The sequence below is a fragment of the Trueperella bernardiae genome, assembly GCF_030246965.1.
GTDB lineage: Bacteria > Actinomycetota > Actinomycetes > Actinomycetales > Actinomycetaceae > Trueperella > Trueperella bernardiae.
The window spans coordinates 1,264,391-1,287,074 of sequence record NZ_CP127099.1; the positions used below are offsets into that span (position 1 = coordinate 1,264,391).

Sequence of the window (22,684 nt, forward strand, 5' to 3'; positions counted from 1 at the left end):
AGCGATACTCGCTAACGTAAAAGGGTACTTATCAAATCCGACGTCTAAGTGGATACTTAGACGTCGAAAATGATAAAAGCCGCTTGAGCCCTTGAACCCCTTTTGAACAGGGGTTTTGCTGTTTCTGGGGCTGCTCGCTACTTCGCTGGAGGTTTGGCGATCCGACGGTCGTCGCTGTAACGCCCACTGGGGTGGCGTCCGTTTGAAGCCAAGGGGGTCTGGGCGAGTGCTTGCGTTAGCGGGTACCTAGTGCGGGGGCTAGAACATAAAATCTGGCATCGAGAAGGCTTCTGGCACGTTGTATCTGATTTCGTTGGCTTCTTTGCGGACGTTGATGTTCGAGCTTTCGAGAAGAATCGGGTTCAGGTGGGGCTTTCCTTCGTGAAGGAAGATTGCATTGGAAACGTTGGTTCGAATGTAGGTGGCGCTCTCGCGGGTGAATCCCAGCCGTTGGAGAAGGATGGTTTTCTGTTTCGTCGTGCCGTACTCGACGTATTCGTACCAGTCGTTGTCGAACTGCTCTACTCCGTGGACCTTCTTGTATTCGTTGGAGAATTTGAGGAAGTAGTTCGACAGGCTGAAGAGGATGACGTCTTCAAGAACTTTCAGGATTTCACTGATGACGATGTTGCGGTGCTGGAGCGTGTTCTCGTAACGGATCTCTCCTTGCCCTTTGATGTAGAGCGTTCCTTGTTGCAGGCGGTACTGGAGGGCACGGTTCATGATCGAACGGAGTCCGTGACCTTCCATCCATTGTGTAAGCAATACGGTGTACCAGCGCAGCATCGTGAGCTGGTTGCCGTACTTATCTGTTTTTCCGAGTGTTTCGGGGTCGTAGACGCGCCATTTGAAGATTGAGGCGAGCCTTTCGAGAAACGCGAGAGTTTCGTCGTAGTTGAACTTCCCGTCTGGAGAGATGCGCGGGTATTTGAGTCCGGCTCGGACAGCTTGAGTTAAGGATTCTGCTTGGTCGACAGATACGTTGATGTCGTCGTCTTGTTGCCCTTCTCTTTGCGCGAAGGACTCTCGGATTCGGCTGATGGTTTGGTCGTCGAGGTAGTCGGAGAATTCTTCACGCACCAGGCTTTGACGTCCTGTGGTGATGTCGCGTAAGAGCATGAGTCCGAATTTGCGCTTCATGTTGTAGCGCTCGTAGCTTTCATCTCCCTTGGCGAACTCGATCTGTCCTTCTTGAAGATCAGCAACGACTCCTTGCTTCATTTTCTTGCTGATAATTTGTGAGTCGGTTTGCACGGATAGCGTCTGTGCAGGAACGTTCGCTTGCAGGAGTTCCTTTGCCTTTTGCTCGGATGCAAGTTGGTTGCCCACGATGATGAATACGTTGCCGTAGAGGTTGAACTCGATACGTCCGACTCGGCCGATCAGGTTCTTGAAGTCGACTGTTGTCATTCCTGCTCTGCCGATTTTGTTGGTTGTGATGACGAGGTTGTCGGCGGGAAGGTTGACTCCTTCTAGAAGCGTGCTGGTACAAAATAGTGTCGAGATTTTGCCTTCGCGGAACAGGCCTTCGATGCGTTCGCGGATTGCTGGTGGGAGGTAGCCGATGTGGTAGCTGACGCCTCTACGGATGAGATCGCTGAGGTAGTAGTCCTCGTGGACGTCGCGTTCGATGTCTTTTGCGAGAGCGTCCAAGTCTTTATCGTTGAGGTCTGCCAAACCCTGGGCATAGTCACGTGCCGCTTGCACTGCGTGATGTCGGGCAGAATGAAACACGATGGTTTGCCCACGGTGATCTGAACCTCGTGATGATTCACTAACAAATCGGGTTATGCCCTGTACGGTAGCGTCCTGAGCTTGAAGTGAGGCTAGGTGCGTGAATTCTTGGGTGTGGTCGTTGTAACTGGAAATGGTGTTTTCGTGCAGGTTGACGAGGTATTTGAACTGTGCGACTGGCGAATACTGGGTTGCGACCGCGTTGGTTTCATTTTCGTCAGAGTTTGGATCAACCAGCCTTAGGAATACCTCTGGGTTGGGAATGTTGGGTGAAGCGAAGACGAAGTGTGGTGGCTTGTGGCGGTGTTGAAGGATTGTCACGGTTTGGTAGTAGAACGGGGCGCGGCTGTTCTTGCCTGAGAGTTTGTGTGATTCGTCGAAAAAGATGTACTCGAATTCGATCGCAGGTTTGCCGATCAGAAGGTAAAGCAGGCGTTCTGGGGTGAGTACGAAGATGAAGTTGTGATCGCCTTCGAGCACGATGTCACCTGCAGCACTGACGATTCGGTAGTTGTGTCGTTCTAGGTCTTCGCCAAGGTCAGCGATCAGTTTCGAGCGCGTCTCGTTGATCAGCGCTTTTGACGGCACGATGATCGCAAAGTTGGCCTTCACCCCGGATTTGATCTGGTTGGTGATGAAGGTGCGCATGATGAAGGACTTGCCCAAGGATGTTGGGGCTGAGAAGGAAAACTTGCCGTCAGTGAGGCGGTCGTAGATTTTCTTTTGCGGCGCGAAGAACTTCATCGACCTATCACCGGGTACGGTGAGGTATTCGGCTTGGTAGGCGTTGAATGCGGCGTCGAGGATGCCTGCATCGGAAGTCACGCCCAGCTGCTTCAGGCCTGGGTAGTTGCCTAGCGTGGTGAAGATTGCAGGAACGTATGCTTTCGTGCGGGGATCATTCGGATACAGGATGTGGCAGAGGAGCGCGATTTCTTGCGCCCATACCCTATGCTGGTCACGGTTGGTGGGGTGGGTTGATTTCGAGAGCAGGTCAGCGAACCGCAGCGCTGCTTCAAGATCCACGTCGTATGGTTGACGATTCGCCAGCCCTAATCGATGTAAGCCGTAGTTGTGGAGCAGGTTGGCGTACAGCTGTTTGAGGAATTCGTTGGAGTCGATGTCGGCAAATACGAGATCGCCGACTGTTACTTGCTTGTCAGACATGGCTACCACCTTGCCCGCCCACGAGCCCATCCATGATTGCGACCGCGTCAACGTCTATGAAGCGTCCTGGGTTTAGTTCCTACCTCAGCTAAGGAAGGATTGAACTATGCCTAGAAAGTATTCCGTCGAGTTCAAGGAAAAGGCGGTCCATCAGATCATCGAAATGGTCCGCCTGGAGTCCTGCTCACTGCAATGCGCCTACACAGAGGTCGGCGAGCTCCTTGGAGTATCTCACCACACGTTGCGGGCTTGGTACCGTGACAGCGCTTCAGTACGTGATGACTCAGACGCTTCAGGTGGCGAAACAATGGAAGAAGAGCTCAAGCGTCTGCGCCGCGAAAACCGCGAACTGAAACGAGCAAACGGGATTCTTAAGACTGCTTCGGCTTTTTTCGCAGCGGAACTCGACCGACCCACGACCAAATGATCTCCTACATCGACGCGTACAAAGATCAGTTTGGGGTCGAGGCCATCTGCCGAGTCCTCAAACAAGCAGATCGTGGATTCATCACCTCACGCGGCTACCGCAAAGCCACCACACGCGTTCCCAGCGCAAGGGCCTTAAGCGATAGCCTTCTCATCCCAGAGATACAGCGTGTGCATGCGCAGAATTTCTCGGTCTACGGCATCCGCAAAATGTGGCACGCGATGAACCGTGAAGGCTTTCATATCGGCCGCGACAAGACCGCCCGATTAATGAAGCTAGCAGGTGTTTCCGGCCGCAGACGTGGGCGAACGCCCGTGACAACGATTAGCCCGAAGACACCGGATCATCGCCCGGACCTAGTGCAGCGAAACTTTCGTGCACAAGCGCCAGGCAGGTTGTGGGTTGCCGATATTACATACGTTCGTACCCTGTCAGGATTCGCCTACACCGCGTTTGTCGTGGATGTCTTCAGCCGAAAAATTGTTGGTGTTGCTACACGCTCGACGATGCGCACCGATGCGCTGCCCATGGAGGCCTTGGAGCATGCATTAACGACTGCCGGACGAATCCATGGTAACCAGCTGATTCACCACAGCGATCGGGGCAGCCAGTACGTGTCGCTGAAGTATTCCACCGCCCTAGCGGAATCAGGAATACGCCCGAGTGTGGGAACAGTCGGCGATTCTTATGACAATGCACTAGCCGAAACAGTCAATGGTCTCTACAAGGCGGAACTGATTCATGCCCAAGGCCCGTGGACATCGGTCGGAGAAGTCGAACTGGCCACCTTGCGGTGGGTGCATTGGTGGAACACCAAGCGGCTTCACGAAGCATTGGACTACGCCACCCCACAAGAAGTAGAAACCGAGTACTATCTCACCCAGCCCATCAACACAGGGCCGTAAAAGAAGCGGAACTAAACCCAGGACGCTTCACTACTTCATTGAGGGGCAAAACGTAAATGTAGAACGAGTAGTTATCTAGGTTTCGGGTGTTGATCTCGTTGGCGATCATTTGGGCGTGCGCGGCGATATCTCCCTGCATTTTCTGATCGAGCGCAGACCGATACTGCTGATTGCCATAGTTTTTCGGATCTAGACCAATGTCGTAACCCAGAAACATCGAATAAGCGGTATCGAACCCGGGTGCCCCACCCGGCTTCGGGATCAACAGATCCTTCACGTAGCCTGCGGTCGCTGCGTCGAGGGTCTTGGTGAACACGGTATTCTCAGCGAGCTGAACCTCGTCTGAGCGGTTCTGCTCGATGTCTACGACGCGGTCGAATGCTGCAGTGATGGCATCCCCAATGTTGCCGACCACGCTGGAGGTTCCAAACACGATACTGCTGGTGGTTCGCTGACCGTCTGGTGTGAGCAGGTGGATGGCGTCGCAGCGGCTGTGGATCTGGCCTCGGGCCTGGTTGAGCTCGATCTTGCTCAGCACTTTGGGTGCTTCGAGAATTTGTTCGAGCAGGACGTAGAGCAAGATTTCGCCCAGCCCCATGCCGTCTTGTTGTGAACGCATCCGGCTCACAGCGTCGAGAGCGACTTCTTCGAGATCGTCTCGCTGCTTATAGCCTTCGTATTCGGCGCGCGAGAAGACGTAGCGTCCAACGTTTCGTTTGAGGAACTTGACGAGGGCTGTGTGGTCGAAGCGGTTGTTTTGGACAGACAGATGGAACAGGCGTAACTGTTCGTCGTTTCGAAGACCTAACGTGTTCGAATGCGCCACCTCGGTGAACGTGGACGCAAACGTGTCACCGCGCAGCGTTGATGTGATTGTCGCCTGTGCCATCTCGTATTCTCCCAAAAGGTGTCCTTCCCGCCTACAGCTTTTCGAGGATACGCACGAGCTCCGACAAAGTAACCGCCCCGTCCGGTGGAGTGACGCCATCTTCGAAGACCATGTAGTAGCGATAGCCATTGCCAGACATGTTCGCCCACGCCCGCCCGAGCCTAATCTTGCGGTTAGAATCGTCGTTCTTCAAATGCTCACCCTTGGTCTCGACAACCACGATGGTGCCGCTAGCGGTCATCACGACAAAATCTGGGTAGTGGTTGAACGGACCATTGAGACAAAAGCCCTTGCGTTCAATGACACGGTGCCACCAGCGAACGTTGTCCATTCCAGAGAAGCGACCAGCGAGTTCGAGCTCAAAGCCATTCATCTTGTCTTCGGCCCCATACAGGGAGCCGCCAATCAGGGAGGAAGCATGAATGGGCTGGATCGCTTTCGGGAACGCATAGAGTTGTTGAACATCAACGCGTCGGGTCTCGATGTCCTCATAGAACCGCTTGACCTTGTGCGCTTCCAAAAGACCGTCAATTTTCTGTTTGACCTTGCTTGCTACCGCATGCGGGTGCTCTTGATAGGTCAGCAGCTGCTCGGTGCCGAAGGCCTCAACCGTCCGCACGATGTATGCCCGCAGGTCAGAGTCAGTGATCGAATTGATCGGTTTGATCCGTTGGTAGATCGCTTCAGCCGTGTTACGTTTTTGTCCTTCGATGCTCAGTTTCGAGAAGTGTTCGCGCATGAATTTCTGGTCGGTACTCGACATCCGGAAGGCTTTAGGAACCTCTGAGTCTTTTCGCACGTCAATCTTGTACATCTGCTCATCGGCCGTCGACAAGTCGATATCGATGTCTTTCGTAGCCAAGTCGAAGTCACCGGCTAGTGCCTCGTGCTTGAGCTCGTTGTATCCCTCATGAGCGGTCGGGAACAATGCTGATCCAGGCTCTTGGATGACGAATTGGGGAAGGCGAAGGGTTTCGATCTCGTCAGCGAATTCGGGGTTCACGAAGCTCGTGTCCACAGCATCCTCCAAATCCGAAGGCACGAAGCCCTCACCCATCTGGGCGGCTTCTTCGGCCTCCTGCTCATAGTCCGCACCCTGCTGAGCCGCCTGCTCGATCATCGAAGCAACCGTCAGATCCGGCGAAGGCTCTGGTGAACTAGCGGATTCTTCTCGCGCATCTAAATCCGCTGCAACCTGTTCTTCATCGAACTCCAGAAACTCTTCAACGTCCATACCTTCCACTGAGTCTGACGACGTAGGGGCAGGTTTGCTGGACTGGTTCGCACCAGTGAAGTCGAAAGCTACTTGATCGGCTGTACGGAAGTCGCGCTTGGAGAATCCGGCACTGTTGAGCCCTGCAACGATCTGTTTGAGCGTGACGCCGAAATCGTTCGAGGAGGTCAACACGTAACTCATGTTTAACAACGTATTCGGCTGCTTCTTCGCGTGGGGTTGGCGCAGAACACGGCCAAGGATCTGTTCAACATCAACCTGGCTGGTTTTGTTCGCCAACGACGCCAGAATGTAGGCGAAGGGGCAGTCCCAACCTTCCTTCAACGCGTTCACGGTGATGATGAACCTGATCGGACACTCCTCGCTGAGCAGATCCACGCCCTTGAGCTCGTTTACGTCGGCGGTCTTGATCGCGATCTGCTCTGCAGGAATACCAGCCTTAACCAGCTTGTCACGCAGCCGCTCAAACGAAGTCGCATCCTCGCTCGTCTTCGGCTGAGCCTGGAACAACACGATCGGGCGAATATAAGCGCCACCATTCTCATACTGCTGTGTAGCGGCGACCTCTAGAGAACGGCGAAGATCGATCGCATCCGTAACAACATCCTTTTGCGAGGACCGGTTATACGCAATGACCGGAAGTTTAACCATGCTCTCGTTCTTGAGCGAGAGCGCATCCACATACGAGATCACGTTCGCTTGCCGCTTCGGGGTCGCGGTCAAATCAAGAATGAACGCTGGGTTAAAATTCGTGAGCATCTCTTGGCTTAACGTGCTCGTCGCGTGATGCGACTCATCCACGATCACCACCGGATTCAACTGGTTAATCACCTGAAACAAAGCCGTCTCATCCGCGTTCTCGATCAGCTGCTCCGGGGCACCAAACGCAGTCGAGAACGACGCCAGATTCCCATTGGCCTGGTATGCCTTGCGCCCGTCCTTTGTCCGTGAGCGGAACGAGTCATACGAGAGCACCATCACCGACAACTGCTCAGCCACCGTCGACGGGCTGAAATTCTGCCCCGCCAGCAGCTCTTCCTTCGAATACACCTCAACCCGGCCACCAAAATCAGTATTCAACTTCTGCCGATACGGGTGCGAGGAATTCTTCAACGCCGCCAACGTCTGCGTCAAAATCGAATCCGACGGCACCAGCCACACCACAGCCTGTTTCCGCGTCGGCGGCAAAGCCTCAAAAATCGGCTTCACCGACGCACACGCCAAAAACGTCTTCCCACCACCAGTTGGGACCTTGTAACACACGTGCGGAACACCATCGATCACATTCTGGTAGCCCGGCATCTGCAGGGTGCCAACCTCAATCTGGCGAGACTCCCAAAACATCTTGAAAGCCTCGCTCAGAGTGGGCTGCTCGTTAAGCTGGGTGAGGTAATCCTCCAGATCGGCAATCACCCGGTTTTGATACTTCTTCAACTCCATGACCAACACTCCTTAGAGACGGGTGATATCCCGAGGGATCTTCTTGAACGTGATATTCAGCGAGCGCAGCTCCTCATCCGACAACAAACAGGTATCGGCATAAATCACATACGAACTAGCCGCACACTCGATCGGGATAGAAGCCAGATAGCCACGATCCAAACTCGTCACACGATCCGGCTCATACACGAAAAACAACGACGCATCCTCATGCCGACCCAGGAAATACGGATGGGCACTGGGCGGATTCGAAAACGGCTGCCCCGTTTCGGTGAACCACACATACTCACGGACCCGCTCAAGAGGAACATTGGGATTCAAATCGCCCTCAACAAGAAGCGGCGCGCCAAGCTCATAGAAGGAGAAGTCACCTCCCGTACCCGAAACGTCATGGTCGTGAGACTGTGTGGCGACAACTTGTAGATAGGAGCTACCCGATTTACCTGTCACTTTCGTGGTGATCTTCGGGCGGGAGACCTTGGTGTACTTGCCCTGAGCTTCCTGGTAGATTTTGTTTGCCTCGGCGAGCAGGCCGTCGGCTTTCTTCATCGCCGTCAACGTGAGCTTGTGCTCGTACAGCGTGATCGATTCTTCTGACTCGCCCTTGTAGCCAGTGATCGCGCGACGGACACGCTCAGCAGTCACCGAGTCGGCATAATCACCTAGCTCGACAAGGATAAATGAACGCTCGCCTTTATCGGACTTGTTGACGTTGAGCACTGCATGGCCCGTCGTACCAGACCCCGCAAATGAGTCGAGGACGATGTCCCCCGGTTTAGTTGCGATCTTCAAGATCCGTTCGATGAGCCGGGTTGGCTTCGGAGTATCAAACGCGACACGGCCGTCAAAGATCGCACGGATCTCCTTCTTCGCCTCATCCGTATGACCGGCAACCTCGTATGGCCAGAAGTTCGTCGGTAGCAGCCCACCCACACTATCGAGGTATGTCTTGCGACGGACGCCACCTTCGCCGCCTTTGGTGAAGTAGAAGCGAGGCCACTGGCCGCGTTCATACACTGCGCGCGCATCGGCTTGAGCTTCCTCCAACGGTTTCGCTAATACGAGACCCAAAACGCCGGGCTTCACTTCATCAGCAGGTACGCCACACACCCGTGCGCGCTTCGCAGCGTCATCGAGATCCTTCAACTCATAGGCAGTCCAACCAGAAAATATGCGGAACATCTCCGGTTGTTCATAACGCCAACAATTCCCAGTGCCCGGATAGATCATTGCTCCCGTAAATGGGTGTTGAATCGCGTAGACCATGCCCTGGTGTGTAGCTGCTCCCGGAGCGAATGCATCTGAGCTCGTCCAAGCAGTCCTATCGCCGTCAGGATTACTGTACTTATCATCCATTTCGGCTGTGCGTTCGAGCTTGTTGGGGTTCCAGTCGGGCTGTTTGGAGAACGCGAATAAGTGCTCAACCTCGGCAGGGATTCCTTTGGAATCGTTACGGGTCGAATAGGTGCGCTGCCACGAAATATCAGCCACGAAACAACGAGCCCCAAAGATCTCGTCACACATAGCCTTCAGGTGGGCAGCCTCATTGTCGTCGATCGAAATAAAAATAGCACCAGTCGGTGCAAGCAGCCGCTGCAGCAGGCGCAGGCGCGGGTACATCATGCACAACCACTTGTCATGGCGGGAGAGGTCTTCGCCTTCTTTGCCGACGACTTCACCGAGCCATTTCTTGATTCGTGGATCGTTGACGGCGTCGTTGTAGATCCAGCCTTCGTTGCCTGTGTTATAGGGCGGATCGATGTAGATACAGTCGACTTTTCCTTCATAGCGAGGCAGGAGCGCTTTGAGGGCTTCGAGGTTGTCACCGTGAATAATCATGTTCTGGGAGCCGTTATCCTCCTGATGCTGCCCGTGCTCGTTGTAGGAGTATTGGCGGTCGAGGACGCGGTAGGGAACGTCGAGGTGGTGGGTGATCACCTTGTCTTTGCCGACCCAGTTCAGTTCTGGCATTAGCGTTCCTCCTTAGGCTCGTGAGTGTTGTTGGGATGTGGTTCTTCTGCGGCTTGACCGGTGCGGACCCATTCGTCGATTTCTGAGAGTTTGAATTTCCAGACCCTGCCGACTTTGTAGGCGGGAAGATTGTGCGTCACGATCCATTTCGTGATGGTTTCCCGGCGCACACCGAGGTGAGCTTGTGCTTCTTTCATGGTGACCCAGTTTTCTAATTCAGCTTCGCTCATCATCCCTACCTTGTCGAGTGAAGATCCGGGTTAATAACTGTGGCATCGACATTGAATGTTGTAGTCGCTTGAGGGAAGCAGTTCTCGCCTTCCTGGTTGCGCATTTCCCAGTGGCTTGAGGCCGCCCCTTCATAGCCTTGCGCCCGAAACGTGCAAGAAATCTTGATGAACTTTCTTGTCGCTGGTGGGCTTTCAGGAATGGCGATTTGTTTGGTGCCGACGGGTCGTATTCGCGGGTCTGTTGGATTCGTACAGACGAGTGTCCGACTGGTCCAGTCGATGCTGCCAACGTTGCGCAGTGTCCATGTGTGAGTGAACTCGGCCCAAAATCCTGGCTTGTGTTTTTGCAGTGCGGGCGGTTCCGTCACGTCGACGCGATCTCCTTGATAGAGCGGCTGCGGTGCAGGGTTGATCTCGTCTGGTTCCTGGCCTTCAAGGCGAAGTCGGTAGCAGTGTTCGAGGACATCGCAATGGTTTGGATCGTGGATGATCGCGTCGAACCAATCTGTGAGTGCCCAAATGAACGCTTCTGGTTCGATAGTGAGGGTTGAGGGCAGCCCGGCGTCTTTGCCGACTTCTTGGCAACGATCATCCAACGTGCGCTTCGTGCTTGGGAGGGGCCTCAGGTGGCTAAGAAGGAAATCATGCAAAGATTTCTTGTTCACCGGCGTTGAAAATGATTCGTATTGCGGTTCGGAGATCGGTTTTGCTCCGGTGAAGATCTTGCGTGCGTACTCGTCATCTAACCGCTCTGCGCTGCCAGCGTGTTGGAATACGGCTTGGACGAATTTTGCCTGGTTAGTGATGGGACTCTTCCGCTTATAAACAGCGCGACAAAACTCGGGCAAACCCATATGCGTCACGCTCCTCTATGCCGAGTCCCAAAACTAGTCCCAGAAGTCCCAGTTTTTGCTTCCCTCACCGATCTGAAGTCCCAAAACCACAGCGTTTGATGAGTATGTGAGCAAAACACGAGCCGACGAGACGAGCAACTGTCATCTCATTATCGCACGCCGACTCGCGCGAACGCTCATGAACACGCACCAAGTGGTGGTGGGTGTCGTAGCGAGAGCGAAGGAGGTGAAGAGCGTGGGTAGGAACCGTAAGCAGACATCGCGTGCTGTGGCACGCAAGGCATCAGCTGTGCTGCGCGATGGCCGTTCTTCGGCGCGGACCAAGTCCGTTGCCGCCTCGGCATTAGCGCAGACTAAGCCGTCCAAGCGCGGCAAGTAGTCGTACACAGCCCACTCGGTTTCGACACAGTTCGGACCGGGTGGGTGGGGACGGTAGTGCTGGTGGCCACCGGCACTGACGTTCTCCAAGCCTGAGCGTGATTGTTCGGGAGCTCATCTGGCGGATGAGCAAGCCCTATGGCGGGTGCAGGCCGTGGGGGTTAGACAAACAAATCACTAGTGAGACCTGCTCTGGGAGCGCTCGGCGGGTCACCTCACCCAACCCCTCTTTGCTGAGGGGCGTGTGGGGTGGCTCGCCTTTGTCGTCTTCCTAGCAGTTCTCACTAGTGATCTGAGCCAAACAGATCAGGTCTCCACATCACCGGGATTCCCGGAGAAATGGAGATCCTTCGATGAAGGTCACCTTCAGGCACGAAGCAGATAACAACAAGAACGAGTCCATCACTGACACTTTCGACATTGACCCTGGCGAGTTCGCTCTCATGATCGCAACCGACCGCCAGCAACGCGCCGCCACAACTGGTGTTCCACTCAACCAGGTCAAGCCCCGCACACCGCAGAAGATTCTCGACGAGTTGTGGAACGCAGAAGAAGCGGCCACGCATAAGGCGGTTCGCGCCGATCGCGGCAAGGGTAAGAAGACATGCACGTGCGGGGCTGAGTGCGGTCCTCGACGTGGATGCCGCGTCCCGAATAACAAGCCGTTTTCGTATGAGCAGATGCTCGACATCGACCTTGATCCAGCTTCACCGGGTATCAGCGCTGAAGACCAGGTCATCGAACGCGAGGACAGCGTCGAGCACACCCGTGAGCTCGAGGCTATGCGTGGCGTCATCGCTGGTTTGGATCCTCAGCATCATGAGGTGATGACGCGCCTTCTTGCAACCGACAAGCTCAATCAGGCGCAGGTGGCACGCGATATGGGGTTGACCCGTGCTCGGGTATCGCAGCTAGTGGCAGAGGTAAAACCGCTGATTCGACAGGCGGTTGAGGATGCCCGATTTAACACTTTCGGTGGTGTCGGCAGTGGGGTGAAAGGGAGAAGCCAACCGGGCTACTCCCACAAATGAGGAAGAAAGGTAAGCCCGATGGCTCGACATAGTCTCAAGCTTCATATTGCCCGGCGTATCCCTGACGCCCCCGGAATCGTCGCAACTAAGAACGTGACGCTGCGTGAACGGTTCATGCGCCTACTGCTTGGTAGCCCGCGCAAAGTCATGATTCTTGTTCCTGGTGATTCGGTCAAGCAGATCGACATCACCGAAAACACCGATGACGACCTCATGGCATTGGCTGATGCTCTCAAGACGGGTGAGTCCAAATGATGATGTCACAGCTCAATGCCTTTATTCGTGATGGGAACCAGGCGCTGCGGTCGCTCGCCGATTTGCTTGCGCGGGCTCAGCAGATCGTTGAGGAGAGTTTCGAAGACCACGCAGGAATGCCTGGTGAACGCCCAGAGCTTGCCCTGCAGATCAAGGAACCCTTCGAAACCATCCCAGCTGTGCATAGCCAGCCAGAACTACTCGCGGACGAGCCGGAGGTTGAACCTGAACCGGTAGTGGCGCTCGAAGAAGTACGTGCTTTTCTTTCCGAGCTCTCAGCGCAAGGCCACACCGCAAAGGTTCGTGAGCTGATCGTCGAGGCTGGTGCGGACAAGCTCTCAGCGGTGGATCCGTCGAAGTTCGGCTGGCTGCTCGAACAGACGAAGGAGATTGCTAATGACACCGTCTGACCACGCCCTCCTCTCGGCATCTGGGGCACACAGGTGGCTCAACTGCACACCTTCAGCTCGGCTCGAATCGGATGAGCCGGAGTCAACGTCTGCTGCTGCTGAGCAAGGAACCGCCGCTCATGCCTTGGCGGAGCACAAACTCCGCAGGGCTCTCAAGCAGCGCTCGAAGCGTCCGGTCTCGGCCTGGATTGATGACGAGATGGAAACCTTGACCGACGACTATGTGTCGTTTGTGCAAGAACACATCTCCATCGCCCAGGAGACCTGTGGCGATCCGCAGGTGCTGATCGAACAGCGCCTGGACTTCTCCCACATTGTTCCTGGCAGTTTTGGCACCGGGGATTGCGTGATCATCGCCGAACCCACCTTGCAGATCATTGATCTCAAATACGGGCAAGGCGTGTTGGTTGAAGCCGTGAACAACCCGCAGTTGATGCTGTATGCGCTCGGTGCGCTCCACGCTTTCGGGAGCCTGTACGACATCGAGACGGTATCAGTGACGATCTATCAGCCGCGCCGGGCGAACGTCGACACCTGGGAAATCTCTGTTGCCGAGCTCGAACAGTGGGCTGAAACCGAGGTGAAACCGAAAGCTGAGCTGGCCTCGGCTGGTGAGGGTGAGTTTTGTCCGGGCTCGTGGTGTCAGTTCTGTCGTATCGCGCCAACGTGTCGAGCACGAGCCGAAGCCAACCTTCAACTTGCCAAGCTCGAGTTCGTCCCACCGGCCGAGCTGAGTGATGCGGAGATTGCTGACGTGCTCACGAGGATTCCGCAGCTCAAAACGTGGGCATCCGACGTGGAAGCCTACGCGCTTTCCAAGGCTGTCAATCAGGGTGTGGTCTTTGAGGGGTTCAAGCTCGTCGCAGGCAGGTCGGTACGCAAATACACCTCCGAGAAAGACGTCGCTGCGGCGGCTGAGGCGGCTGGTTATAGGGACATCTGGGATCGCAAGCTCATCACCCTCACAGCCATGGAAAAGCTGATGGGTAAACCCGCCTTCAACGAGATCCTCGGTGATCTCGTGACCAAACCTGCAGGCAAACCCACATTGGTCCCTGCATCCGATAAACGGCCAGCGCTTGATCTGGTGAGTGCGGCCACCGATTTTCAACCCAACAAGTAACAAGTAGAAAGCAGAAAAGATCATGACAACTACAACTAATCCGACCCGTATCGTCACCGGCGAAGTTCGCCTCAGCTATGCGCATGTGTGGGAGCCGAACTCCATCCAGGGAGGCAAACCCAAGTACTCCGTCTCCCTGATCATCCCCAAGTCCGACACCGCCACCATTGCCGCGATCGAGAAGGCCATCGACGCCGCGATCGACGCCGGGACGGCCAAGTTTGGTGGTAAGCGACCCAACAAGGCCGCCCTCAAGCTCCCGTTGCGTGACGGAGATATTGAGCGCGACGACGAAGCCTACAAGGGCGCCTACTTCCTCAACGCCAACTCGCTGACCGCTCCGCAGATCGTCGATCAGAGCGTCGCCCCGATCCTGGATCGCGCCGAGGTGTACTCGGGCTGCTACGCGCGCGTATCCCTGTCCTTCTATGCGTTTAACACGAACGGCAACCGCGGTATCGCCTGCGGGCTCGGGAACATTCAAAAGACCCGTGACGGCGAGAGCCTTGGCGGTGGGCGCGTGAGCGCTGAGACTGACTTCGGTGCCTTCGCCGCTGATGACGACTTCCTAAACTAATCATCCCCACACGTGGAGGGAATCAGCACATCTTGTTGGTTCCCTCCACTTTTCCTCTGTGTGAAAGGAACCCCGTCATGCGAACACTCTTCTGCGATATTGAATCTTTCAGCCCCGTCCAACTCGCCAAGACGGGTGTTTACCCGTATGCCGAGCACCCAGCCTTCGAGCTGCTTCTCTTCGGATATTCGGTCGACGGTGGACCAGTCAAAGTGGTGGATCTCGCAGGCGGACAATCAATGCCCGACGAGGTGCTGGCGGCTTTGGTGGATTCGGGTGTGGTCAAGTGGGCGCATAACGCCGCTTTCGAACGAGTCTGCCTGTCTGCCTGGCTACGCACTCATCATCCCGAGCTTCTCGACGAGGGGTTTCTTGACCCAAGGCAGTGGCGGTGCACGATGATCTGGTCCGCCTACCTCGGTCTGCCAATGAGCCTCGACGCGGTTGCCGCCGTCCTCAAACTCGACGTCCAAAAAGATTCTGCGGGGCGCAAGCTGATCAAGCAGTTCTGCACACCCGCCACACCCTCAGTCCTCAACGGTGGCAAACACAGGAACCCACCATCAGCTGACCCGACCGGGTGGGCACATTTCATTGATTACAACCGGCGCGACGTCGAAGTCGAACAAGCCATCCACGAGCGGCTCGCATCATTTCCGATGTCCGATGACGAGTGGGACACCTACGCCCTCGACCAAGCCATCAACGATGCCGGGATTCTTCTCGACCACACGCTCGTGGACAACGCTGTCGCCGTGGATGAACACCACCGCAACGCGACACTCGCTCGGGCACAGACATTGACTGGGTTGGAGAATCCGAACTCGCCCATCCAGCTCAAACAATGGCTCCGTGGTCACGGCTGCGAACTCGAATCACTAGCGAAAGCCGACGTCCATGCCGCCCTCGATACCGCCACTGGCGAGGTGAAAGAAGTCCTCGAACTGCGCGGCGACTTGGCGAAATCGAGCGTGAAGAAATACCAGGCGATGCAAAACGTCACCGGATCCGATGATCGGGCACGCGGACTCATCCAATTCTATGGAGCGGGTCGTACCGGGCGCTTCGCCGGACGCCTCGTCCAAGTCCAAAACCTCCCAAGGAACTATCTGCCTGACCTCGACCAAGCACGAACACTCGTCAGAACAGGCAACCTCGACGCACTTGAGCTGCTCTACGAGTCCGTGCCCGACACCCTCAGCCAACTCATCCGTACCGCGTTTATCCCTTCACCTGGGCACAGGTTTATCGTCGCGGACTTTTCTGCGATTGAGGCGCGTGTCATCGCATGGCTCGCAGGAGAAACCACCACCCTTCAAGCCTTCCGTGAGGGCAAAGACCTCTACTGCGAAACCGCGAGCCGTATGTTCGGCGTCCCAGTCGAGAAGCACGGCGTTAATGGTGAGCTTCGACAGAAGGGGAAGATCGCGGTGCTCGCCTGTGGTTATGGCGGCTCCGTCGGAGCGCTCAAAGCTATGGGAGCACTTACCATGGGACTCGCCGAGCACGAGCTCAAACCTATCGTCGACGCATGGCGGGCCGCCAACCCACACATCGTCCAGCTCTGGGCAGACGTTGAAGAAGCAGCCATCGCTGCGATCACCTCGCGCCAGCCGATCCGGCTCCGTAACCTGCGGTTTAGCGTCGAGTCCGGGATCCTCTTCATCAAGCTGCCCTCGGGAAGACGGCTTTCCTACATCCAGCCACGCTTAGGCGAGAACCGTTGGGGTGGGACATCCATCACCTACACCGGAACCACCACGGCACGGCGCTGGGGACAGCTCGAAACCTACGGAGGCAAACTCGTCGAGAACATCGTCCAAGCAATCGCCCGTGACCTACTCGTGGTTGGCATGCACGCAGTCGCCAAGGCAGGGCACAAGATTGTGATGCATGTTCACGACGAAATCGTCATCGACGAACCCACAAACTCGGGCTTCACCGTTGCTGACGCGTGCAAACTCATGTCCACCCTCCCAGCATGGGCCAAAGGATTACCGTTGGACGCGGATGGGTATGAGTGCGCCTATTACCGTAAGGATTAGCTGTTGATTGTCCAGATGGGATCTTGTTTCCAGCTGGGGCTGGCACCTATGTGCGTTAGATCGACGCCAGGAATTTCGGTGGGGAAACTGTCTAGGACGTCGCTGATGGCCTGTATTTCAGCGGTGAAATTTCCTCGTCGCAAGAGGAATGCGGTGAGCACCAACGCGGTGTACATACGTCCTGAAGAATGTGTCACGGCCGATAGCGTTTGGTCACTGCGGCGGTGTCTGACCAACGGACGGATGACGAGTCGCCTGTTCCATAGTCTGGCGTGGTGAGCGCATACGTTACGAACGAAATTCACGGTGCGCATCCATGATTCCAACTCGTCGGCACGTGCCAAGTACTTGTCAGCAATGCGACGACGCTGTTCGAAGGGAGCCAACGAAAACAGGGTCACGAGTTGTCCGAACTCAAGAATCTCGGTGGCCACCCACACCGGCAAACGACCGTCGTGGGTCTGGTTGTAATGCGTGACGAAATCTTCTGTAGAGCGCGACTGCGTTTGGGCTAGCTTCTGCGTAAACAGTACTGCGCGGCGATGCATTGCGCCTGACGGCCAAATCCGTTCGAGGTCGAGGTGGATAAAGGGATCGAGCTCGCCTAGCACATGGCCCACGTCAACCCGAAAGCATACTTCCAGTTCGCATAAGGCCTGCCACACAGCCAAGCGTAGCCTCTCATCAAACTCGTACAGCTCTACCACATGCCCCATACGTGCACCGAGAACGAAATGGTCCAAACGCCGCTGCGGCGAATCAGATGGAACGATCTGACGCAACGGGTAGGAGTATCCCGAAAGCCGGTAATAGCCGACAGTAGATAACTCGCGGCGGTAATCACCGGCATCCAATAGGCCACGACGAGTGAGAATATTAATCTGCTCATCGATACTGGCCCACGGTTTATCGACCACCAGCCCACCTGCTTCCAAAAACATGAAGACCGGCTCTGACCTGTCTCGGAAACCGATACAAGCGAGCCGGTACTAGTGGTAATCACTATACCGCGAAAACAACGACAGAATCAAGAACACGGCAAAGTATCACCATCAGAGAAGAAAGCTTATCCAAGACCACTAAGAAACGAGAACCGACCCTGCGCTCCCACCGAGGCGGGCAGCGGAACCAGTCATGTTGTCTAAAAGACCACCGTGTCGGCACCGCTGTAGCAAGAGAATGATGGTTCTTCCACACAGAGCACTCGAGAAATTTGTCTATGCCCCGGCGAGAATACCTGCAGATGGCTCTAACAGATAGCGCTCCACCGGGGCTTCAACACCAATCGTGCCAGAACGAGAAGCGATTGAGTACCCGTGATTTAACACTTTCGGGTTCGTCGGCAGTGGGGTGAGGCCCTTAACTCCTTGTGTCGACCGGCACGACTTTTTCTCGACGGGGTCTCGGGAAGGAACCCCGCCATGGGAAACCAGATTCAAACATTTACCAACGACGTGTTCGGCACCATTCGCACTATCACCACTGATGGTCAGATCCTTTTCTGCGGCAAGGACGTCGCCACCGCGCTCGGCTATCAGGATCCGACGAACGCGGTGAAGCTGCACTGCAAGGGGGTGGCAAATTACCACCCCCTTGAGACCGCTGGCGGACTCCAGCAGGTCCGCTTCATTACCGAAGGCGACCTCTACCGCCTCATCATCTCTTCAAAGCTCCCGGCAGCACAGAAGTTCGAAGCCTGGGTGTTCGATGAGGTGTTGCCGACGATTCGCCGCCACGGCCTCTACGCGATCGACGAGCTGCTGGCTGACGATGAGTTCCTCGAGCATGCCATCGCCACGCTGCGTGCGGAACGGGCCAAGCGCCTGGCAGCAGAGCAAGCCTTGCTTGAAGCGGCACCGAAAGTCTCGTACTACGACCTCGTGCTGCAGTCCGATTCGTTGTTGACGACGACGGCGATTGCGAAGGACTACGGACTTTCCGCGAAGAAGCTCAACCGCATTCTGCGTGATGCTCACGTGCAGTTCCATCAGTCTGGCCGGTGGTTCCTCTACGCCAAGTACGCCGAGCAGGGATACACCCAGTCAAAGACCCACGAATACGGCGAAGGCCAGACCCGCACCCACATGTACTGGACGCAAAAGGGACGCTTGTTCATCTACGACCTGCTCAAGAACCAGCTCGGCATCCTCCCGGTCATTGAGCGTGAGGGTCAGGTGCAAGCATGAGCGCCACGACACTCGATATTGGGTTTTCGAAGAAGAACACCGAAGGCTATCTGGATCTGACGAGCTACCACGCGCTCAAAAAGCTGCAGCGCGAACAGTTTGGCTACCGGCCCTTGGTTTATATCTGCTCGCCCTACTCGGGCGACACGGAAGCGAACGTTGAGCTCGCCCGCCAATTCTGTGGATTTGCAGTGGGCGCGGGCAAGATCCCCTTCGCCCCACACCTGCTGTTCCCGCAGTTTATGGATGACGCCGATTTTGATCAGCGGGAGCTGGCGATGTTTTTCAACCGTGTGCTGCTCGCCAAATGCGAAGCCCTCTGGGCATATGTCGGACACGTCAGCCCTGGCATGCGCCTAGAGATCGGCTGGGCACGCGACCTCGAGTTGCCGATTAAGTTTTTCGATTCTGATTTCAAGGAGGTCACCCCATGACCACGCCCTTCACTCTGTTTGCTGCCACGGTTACCGGCGTGCAGAACAATAACCACTACCCAAACAGGCACCGGGTTACTGACGCGGCCTTGCTATCGGCAGCCGCTGCCTTTGATCATGTGGCCGCAACCTATGCGAATGATCGCCGCTCAACTGCAGCCTTCATAGCCTCGGACTGCGTGGTGATGGATATCGACAACGATCACACCGAAACTCCGGCCGAGTGGGTCACGCCTGAGAAGCTTGGCGAGGTGATGGCGGGTGTGGAGTTCATGGCCGCCACGTCTCGTAATCACATGAAGGCGAAGGGTGTGTTGTCTGCGCGGCCGCGTTTCCACGTTTATTTCCCAATCCGAGAAGTACAAGGCGCAGACGAATACGCAGGATTGAAACACCGCCTCGCGTCGCGGTTTGCTTTCTTCGATCGCAACGCTCTTGACGCAGGACGCTTCATCTACGGCACCTCTAACCCACAAGTTACGGTGCATGAGGGCGATCAGCTCCTCAATGCATGGTTGGACGACGCTGACGAGATCGACGTGTTCGCCGCATTTGATGCCTCCACACTCGTGATTGGTGAAGGCTCGCGCAACGCTACGTTGTCGCGCTTCGCAGGCAGGGTCCTCATCCGCTACGGCGATACCGACCAAGCACGAGACCTCTTCGATCGCAAAGCCAACCTTTGCGAACCACCGCTCAGCGAGGGCGAATTACAGGCGATTTGGAATAGCGCGTGCAGGTTTGCTTCGAAGGTCGCTGCTGATCCAGGCTATCTGCCGCCAGAGGCTTATGAGGCGTTGGCGGGTTTGCGTCCGGATGATTTTTCCGATGTCGGTCAGGCAGACACATTAGCTGGCGAGTATGCGAACAAGATCCGCTACTCGCTCGCCACCAAGTGGCTCGTCTACGACCATGGCGTGTGGGACGAGAACGACTTATCCGCACAAGGCGTCGTTCAAGAACTGACCTCCCGCCAGCTCGAGGAAGCCGACCGCTTGATCGCGTCCACGTGGGAGACCATGACAGCAACCGGCGCAGATATCGTCATGGCCTCCGCCTCGTCGAAAGCACGCGGCATCGCCAAGCTCACGCCTGTGCAAGCGACCGCGTTCCGGGCGTGGGATGAGGCAAAGAACTACCACAAGTTCGTTCTATCTCGGCGTTTGTCACGCAACATCACGGCCACGTTGAAAGAAGCCGGGCCGATCTTGCAGGTACGTGTCCGTGACCTCGACGTCGACCCCTACCAGCTCAACACCCCGGCAGGTACCTGGGATCTACGCGACAATAGTAGCCACGAGCATAATCCCGCCGATCTGCTGACTAAGCAGACCACTGTCGGCCCCAGCGATGAGGGTGCACAGATCTGGGCTGACGCGCTCGACGTCTTCTTCCAAGGAGATCCTGAGTTGATTGGTTACGTGCAGCGCATTGTGGGGTTGGCGGCGATCGGGCAGGTTTTCGTCGAAGCGCTCGTCATCGCTTACGGGGACGGGCGAAACGGCAAATCCACGTTCTGGAACACCATCGCCCGCGTGTTGGGGACGTATTCGGGCACGATCTCAGCCGACGCGCTCACAGTCGGGGTGCGTCGCAACGTCAAACCCGAACTCGCCGAAGCCAGAGGCAAACGTCTCTTGATCGCGGCCGAAACCGAAGAAGGCATGCGCCTATCAACCTCGAACGTTAAACAGCTGGCTTCGACCGATCAGATCTCGGCAGAGAAAAAGTTCAAGGACCCCTTCGCCTTCACCCCCTCCCACACGCTCGTGCTCTACACGAACCATTTGCCGCGTGTGGGAGCTATGGATGCAGGCATCTGGCGCAGGCTCATCGTTATCCCGTTCAACGCCACCATCGAAGGCGACACGGATGTGAAGAACTATGCCGACCACCTCTACGAACACGCTGGCGGAGCAATCCTTTCCTGGATCATGGAGGGAGCGCGCCTCATTCACAGTGAGGGATACAAGCTCACTCCGCCGCCTCAGGTGGTTCAAGCCTCGCAAGCATATAAGGAGGATAACGACTGGTTCTCCCAGTTCCTTGAAGACTCATGCGACGTCGAGAACGGCTTATCAGAGCGTGCCGGTGACCTCTACCAGACGTATCGAGCGTGGGCGCAAAACTGAAGCGTCCTGGGTTTAGTTCCGCTTCTTTTACGGCCCTGTGTTGATGGGCTGGGTGAGATAGTACTCGGTTTCTACTTCTTGTGGGGTGGCGTAGTCCAATGCTTCGTGAAGCCGCTTGGTGTTCCACCAATGCACCCACCGCAAGGTGGCCAGTTCGACTTCTCCGACCGATGTCCACGGGCCTTGGGCATGAATCAGTTCCGCCTTGTAGAGACCATTGACTGTTTCGGCTAGTGCATTGTCATAAGAATCGCCGACTGTTCCCACACTCGGGCGTATTCCTGATTCCGCTAGGGCGGTGGAATACTTCAGCGACACGTACTGGCTGCCCCGATCGCTGTGGTGAATCAGCTGGTTACCATGGATTCGTCCGGCAGTCGTTAATGCATGCTCCAAGGCCTCCATGGGCAGCGCATCGGTGCGCATCGTCGAGCGTGTAGCAACACCAACAATTTTTCGGCTGAAGACATCCACGACAAACGCGGTGTAGGCGAATCCTGACAGGGTACGAACGTATGTAATATCGGCAACCCACAACCTGCCTGGCGCTTGTGCACGAAAGTTTCGCTGCACTAGGTCCGGGCGATGATCCGGTGTCTTCGGGCTAATCGTTGTCACGGGCGTTCGCCCACGTCTGCGGCCGGAAACACCTGCTAGCTTCATTAATCGGGCGGTCTTGTCGCGGCCGATATGAAAGCCTTCACGGTTCATCGCGTGCCACATTTTGCGGATGCCGTAGACCGAGAAATTCTGCGCATGCACACGCTGTATCTCTGGGATGAGAAGGCTATCGCTTAAGGCCCTTGCGCTGGGAACGCGTGTGGTGGCTTTGCGGTAGCCGCGTGAGGTGATGAATCCACGATCTGCTTGTTTGAGGACTCGGCAGATGGCCTCGACCCCAAACTGATCTTTGTACGCGTCGATGTAGGAGATCATTTGGTCGTGGGTCGGTCGAGTTCCGCTGCGAAAAAAGCCGAAGCAGTCTTAAGAATCCCGTTTGCTCGTTTCAGTTCGCGGTTTTCGCGGCGCAGACGCTTGAGCTCTTCTTCCATTGTTTCGCCACCTGAAGCGTCTGAGTCATCACGTACTGAAGCGCTGTCACGGTACCAAGCCCGCAACGTGTGGTGAGATACTCCAAGGAGCTCGCCGACCTCTGTGTAGGCGCATTGCAGTGAGCAGGACTCCAGGCGGACCATTTCGATGATCTGATGGACCGCCTTTTCCTTGAACTCGACGGAATACTTTCTAGGCATAGTTCAATC

Annotated in this window: 18 protein-coding genes; 10 read left to right on the top strand and 8 right to left on the bottom strand. The window is 55.9% G+C overall.

Annotation, left to right across the window (positions count from 1 at the left end; all coding sequences use genetic code 11):
- Positions 1-258 precede the first annotated feature (258 nt).
- Positions 259-2,901, bottom strand: a complete 2,643-nt coding sequence (locus QPC17_RS05905) for a DEAD/DEAH box helicase (RefSeq protein WP_233187376.1) — start codon at positions 2,899-2,901, stop codon at positions 259-261.
- Between the two features lie 106 nt (positions 2,902-3,007).
- Between QPC17_RS05905 and QPC17_RS05910 the strand changes: the two genes are divergently transcribed.
- A protein-coding gene (locus QPC17_RS05910; protein ID WP_101923944.1) for an IS3 family transposase occupies positions 3,008-4,233 on the top strand; the annotation gives its coding sequence in 2 pieces (ribosomal slippage) (positions 3,008-3,287 and positions 3,287-4,233; 1,227 coding nt in all).
- Here QPC17_RS05910 and QPC17_RS05915 read toward each other — a convergent pair.
- From QPC17_RS05915 to QPC17_RS05935, 5 genes are read right to left on the bottom strand one after another with little or no spacing between them, the layout of a single operon-like run.
- Positions 4,217-5,122, bottom strand: coding sequence for a HamA C-terminal domain-containing protein (locus QPC17_RS05915; protein WP_285347092.1), 906 nt, complete (start codon positions 5,120-5,122; stop codon positions 4,217-4,219). The two genes, QPC17_RS05910 and QPC17_RS05915, sit on opposite strands and share 17 nt — an antisense overlap.
- Positions 5,123-5,153: 31 nt before the next feature.
- Positions 5,154-7,796: a DEAD/DEAH box helicase family protein gene (locus QPC17_RS05920; RefSeq protein WP_102216789.1), complete on the bottom strand. Its 2,643-nt coding sequence runs from the start codon at positions 7,794-7,796 to the stop codon at positions 5,154-5,156.
- Positions 7,797-7,808: 12 nt separating this feature from the next.
- Entirely contained in the window at positions 7,809-9,767 is a 1,959-nt protein-coding gene (locus QPC17_RS05925; protein WP_071129488.1) for a site-specific DNA-methyltransferase, read from the bottom strand.
- Entirely contained in the window at positions 9,767-10,000 is a 234-nt protein-coding gene (locus tag QPC17_RS05930) for a helix-turn-helix domain-containing protein (protein WP_236698649.1), read from the bottom strand. Before QPC17_RS05930 ends, QPC17_RS05925 begins: the two co-directional genes overlap by 1 nt.
- Positions 10,001-10,002: 2 nt before the next feature.
- The gene (locus tag QPC17_RS05935) at positions 10,003-10,851 is read right to left on the bottom strand and encodes an NBR1-Ig-like domain-containing protein (RefSeq protein ID WP_071129489.1); all 849 of its coding nucleotides are present in this window, start codon (positions 10,849-10,851) and stop codon (positions 10,003-10,005) included.
- Between the two features lie 731 nt (positions 10,852-11,582).
- Between QPC17_RS05935 and QPC17_RS05940 the strand changes: the two genes are divergently transcribed.
- The 6 genes from QPC17_RS05940 (at position 11,583) to QPC17_RS05965 (ending at position 16,670) form a co-directional block, all read left to right on the top strand.
- Positions 11,583-12,260 carry a sigma factor-like helix-turn-helix DNA-binding protein gene (locus QPC17_RS05940; protein WP_143037061.1) on the top strand — a complete coding sequence of 226 codons (678 nt, stop codon included), beginning with the start codon at positions 11,583-11,585 and terminating at the stop codon, positions 12,258-12,260.
- An 18-nt stretch (positions 12,261-12,278) separates the two neighbouring features.
- On the top strand, positions 12,279-12,515 hold the full coding sequence (locus QPC17_RS05945) for a hypothetical protein (RefSeq protein WP_285347093.1): 237 nt from the start codon (positions 12,279-12,281) through the stop codon (positions 12,513-12,515).
- Entirely contained in the window at positions 12,512-12,925 is a 414-nt protein-coding gene (locus tag QPC17_RS05950; protein ID WP_285347094.1) for a hypothetical protein, read from the top strand. Before QPC17_RS05945 ends, QPC17_RS05950 begins: the two co-directional genes overlap by 4 nt.
- A complete protein-coding gene (locus QPC17_RS05955) occupies positions 12,912-14,048 on the top strand; it encodes a DUF2800 domain-containing protein (protein ID WP_062613115.1) in 1,137 nt (378 codons plus the stop codon). Before QPC17_RS05950 ends, QPC17_RS05955 begins: the two co-directional genes overlap by 14 nt.
- Before the next feature lie 22 nt (positions 14,049-14,070).
- Positions 14,071-14,625 carry a DUF2815 family protein gene (locus QPC17_RS05960; RefSeq protein WP_062613117.1) on the top strand — a complete coding sequence of 185 codons (555 nt, stop codon included), beginning with the start codon at positions 14,071-14,073 and terminating at the stop codon, positions 14,623-14,625.
- Positions 14,626-14,702: 77 nt separating this feature from the next.
- The gene (locus QPC17_RS05965) at positions 14,703-16,670 is read left to right on the top strand and encodes a DNA polymerase (protein WP_071129491.1); all 1,968 of its coding nucleotides are present in this window, start codon (positions 14,703-14,705) and stop codon (positions 16,668-16,670) included.
- Here the strand turns inward: QPC17_RS05965 and QPC17_RS05970 are convergent.
- The gene (locus QPC17_RS05970; RefSeq protein ID WP_071129492.1) at positions 16,667-17,611 is read right to left on the bottom strand and encodes an Abi family protein; all 945 of its coding nucleotides are present in this window, start codon (positions 17,609-17,611) and stop codon (positions 16,667-16,669) included. The two genes, QPC17_RS05965 and QPC17_RS05970, sit on opposite strands and share 4 nt — an antisense overlap.
- 480 nt (positions 17,612-18,091) lie before the next feature.
- Here QPC17_RS05970 and QPC17_RS05975 point away from each other — a divergent pair, with 480 nt between their 5' ends.
- Genes QPC17_RS05975 through QPC17_RS05985 form a run of 3 tightly spaced genes read left to right on the top strand, consistent with a single transcriptional unit; the run spans position 18,092 to position 21,422 of the window.
- Complete coding sequence (locus tag QPC17_RS05975; protein ID WP_285347095.1) at positions 18,092-18,856, top strand: phage antirepressor; 765 nt, start codon at positions 18,092-18,094, stop codon at positions 18,854-18,856.
- Positions 18,853-19,290 (top strand): DUF7768 domain-containing protein, encoded by a 438-nt coding sequence (locus tag QPC17_RS05980; protein WP_062613124.1) that lies wholly within the window; start codon positions 18,853-18,855, stop codon positions 19,288-19,290. The genes QPC17_RS05975 and QPC17_RS05980 overlap by 4 nt, the downstream gene beginning before the upstream one ends.
- A complete protein-coding gene (locus QPC17_RS05985) occupies positions 19,287-21,422 on the top strand; it encodes a phage/plasmid primase, P4 family (RefSeq protein WP_285347096.1) in 2,136 nt (711 codons plus the stop codon). The genes QPC17_RS05980 and QPC17_RS05985 overlap by 4 nt, the downstream gene beginning before the upstream one ends.
- Before the next feature lie 27 nt (positions 21,423-21,449).
- Here the strand turns inward: QPC17_RS05985 and QPC17_RS05990 are convergent.
- A protein-coding gene (locus QPC17_RS05990; protein ID WP_101923944.1) for an IS3 family transposase occupies positions 21,450-22,675 on the bottom strand; the annotation gives its coding sequence in 2 pieces (ribosomal slippage) (positions 21,450-22,396 and positions 22,396-22,675; 1,227 coding nt in all).
- Between the last annotated feature and the right edge of the window lie 9 nt (positions 22,676-22,684).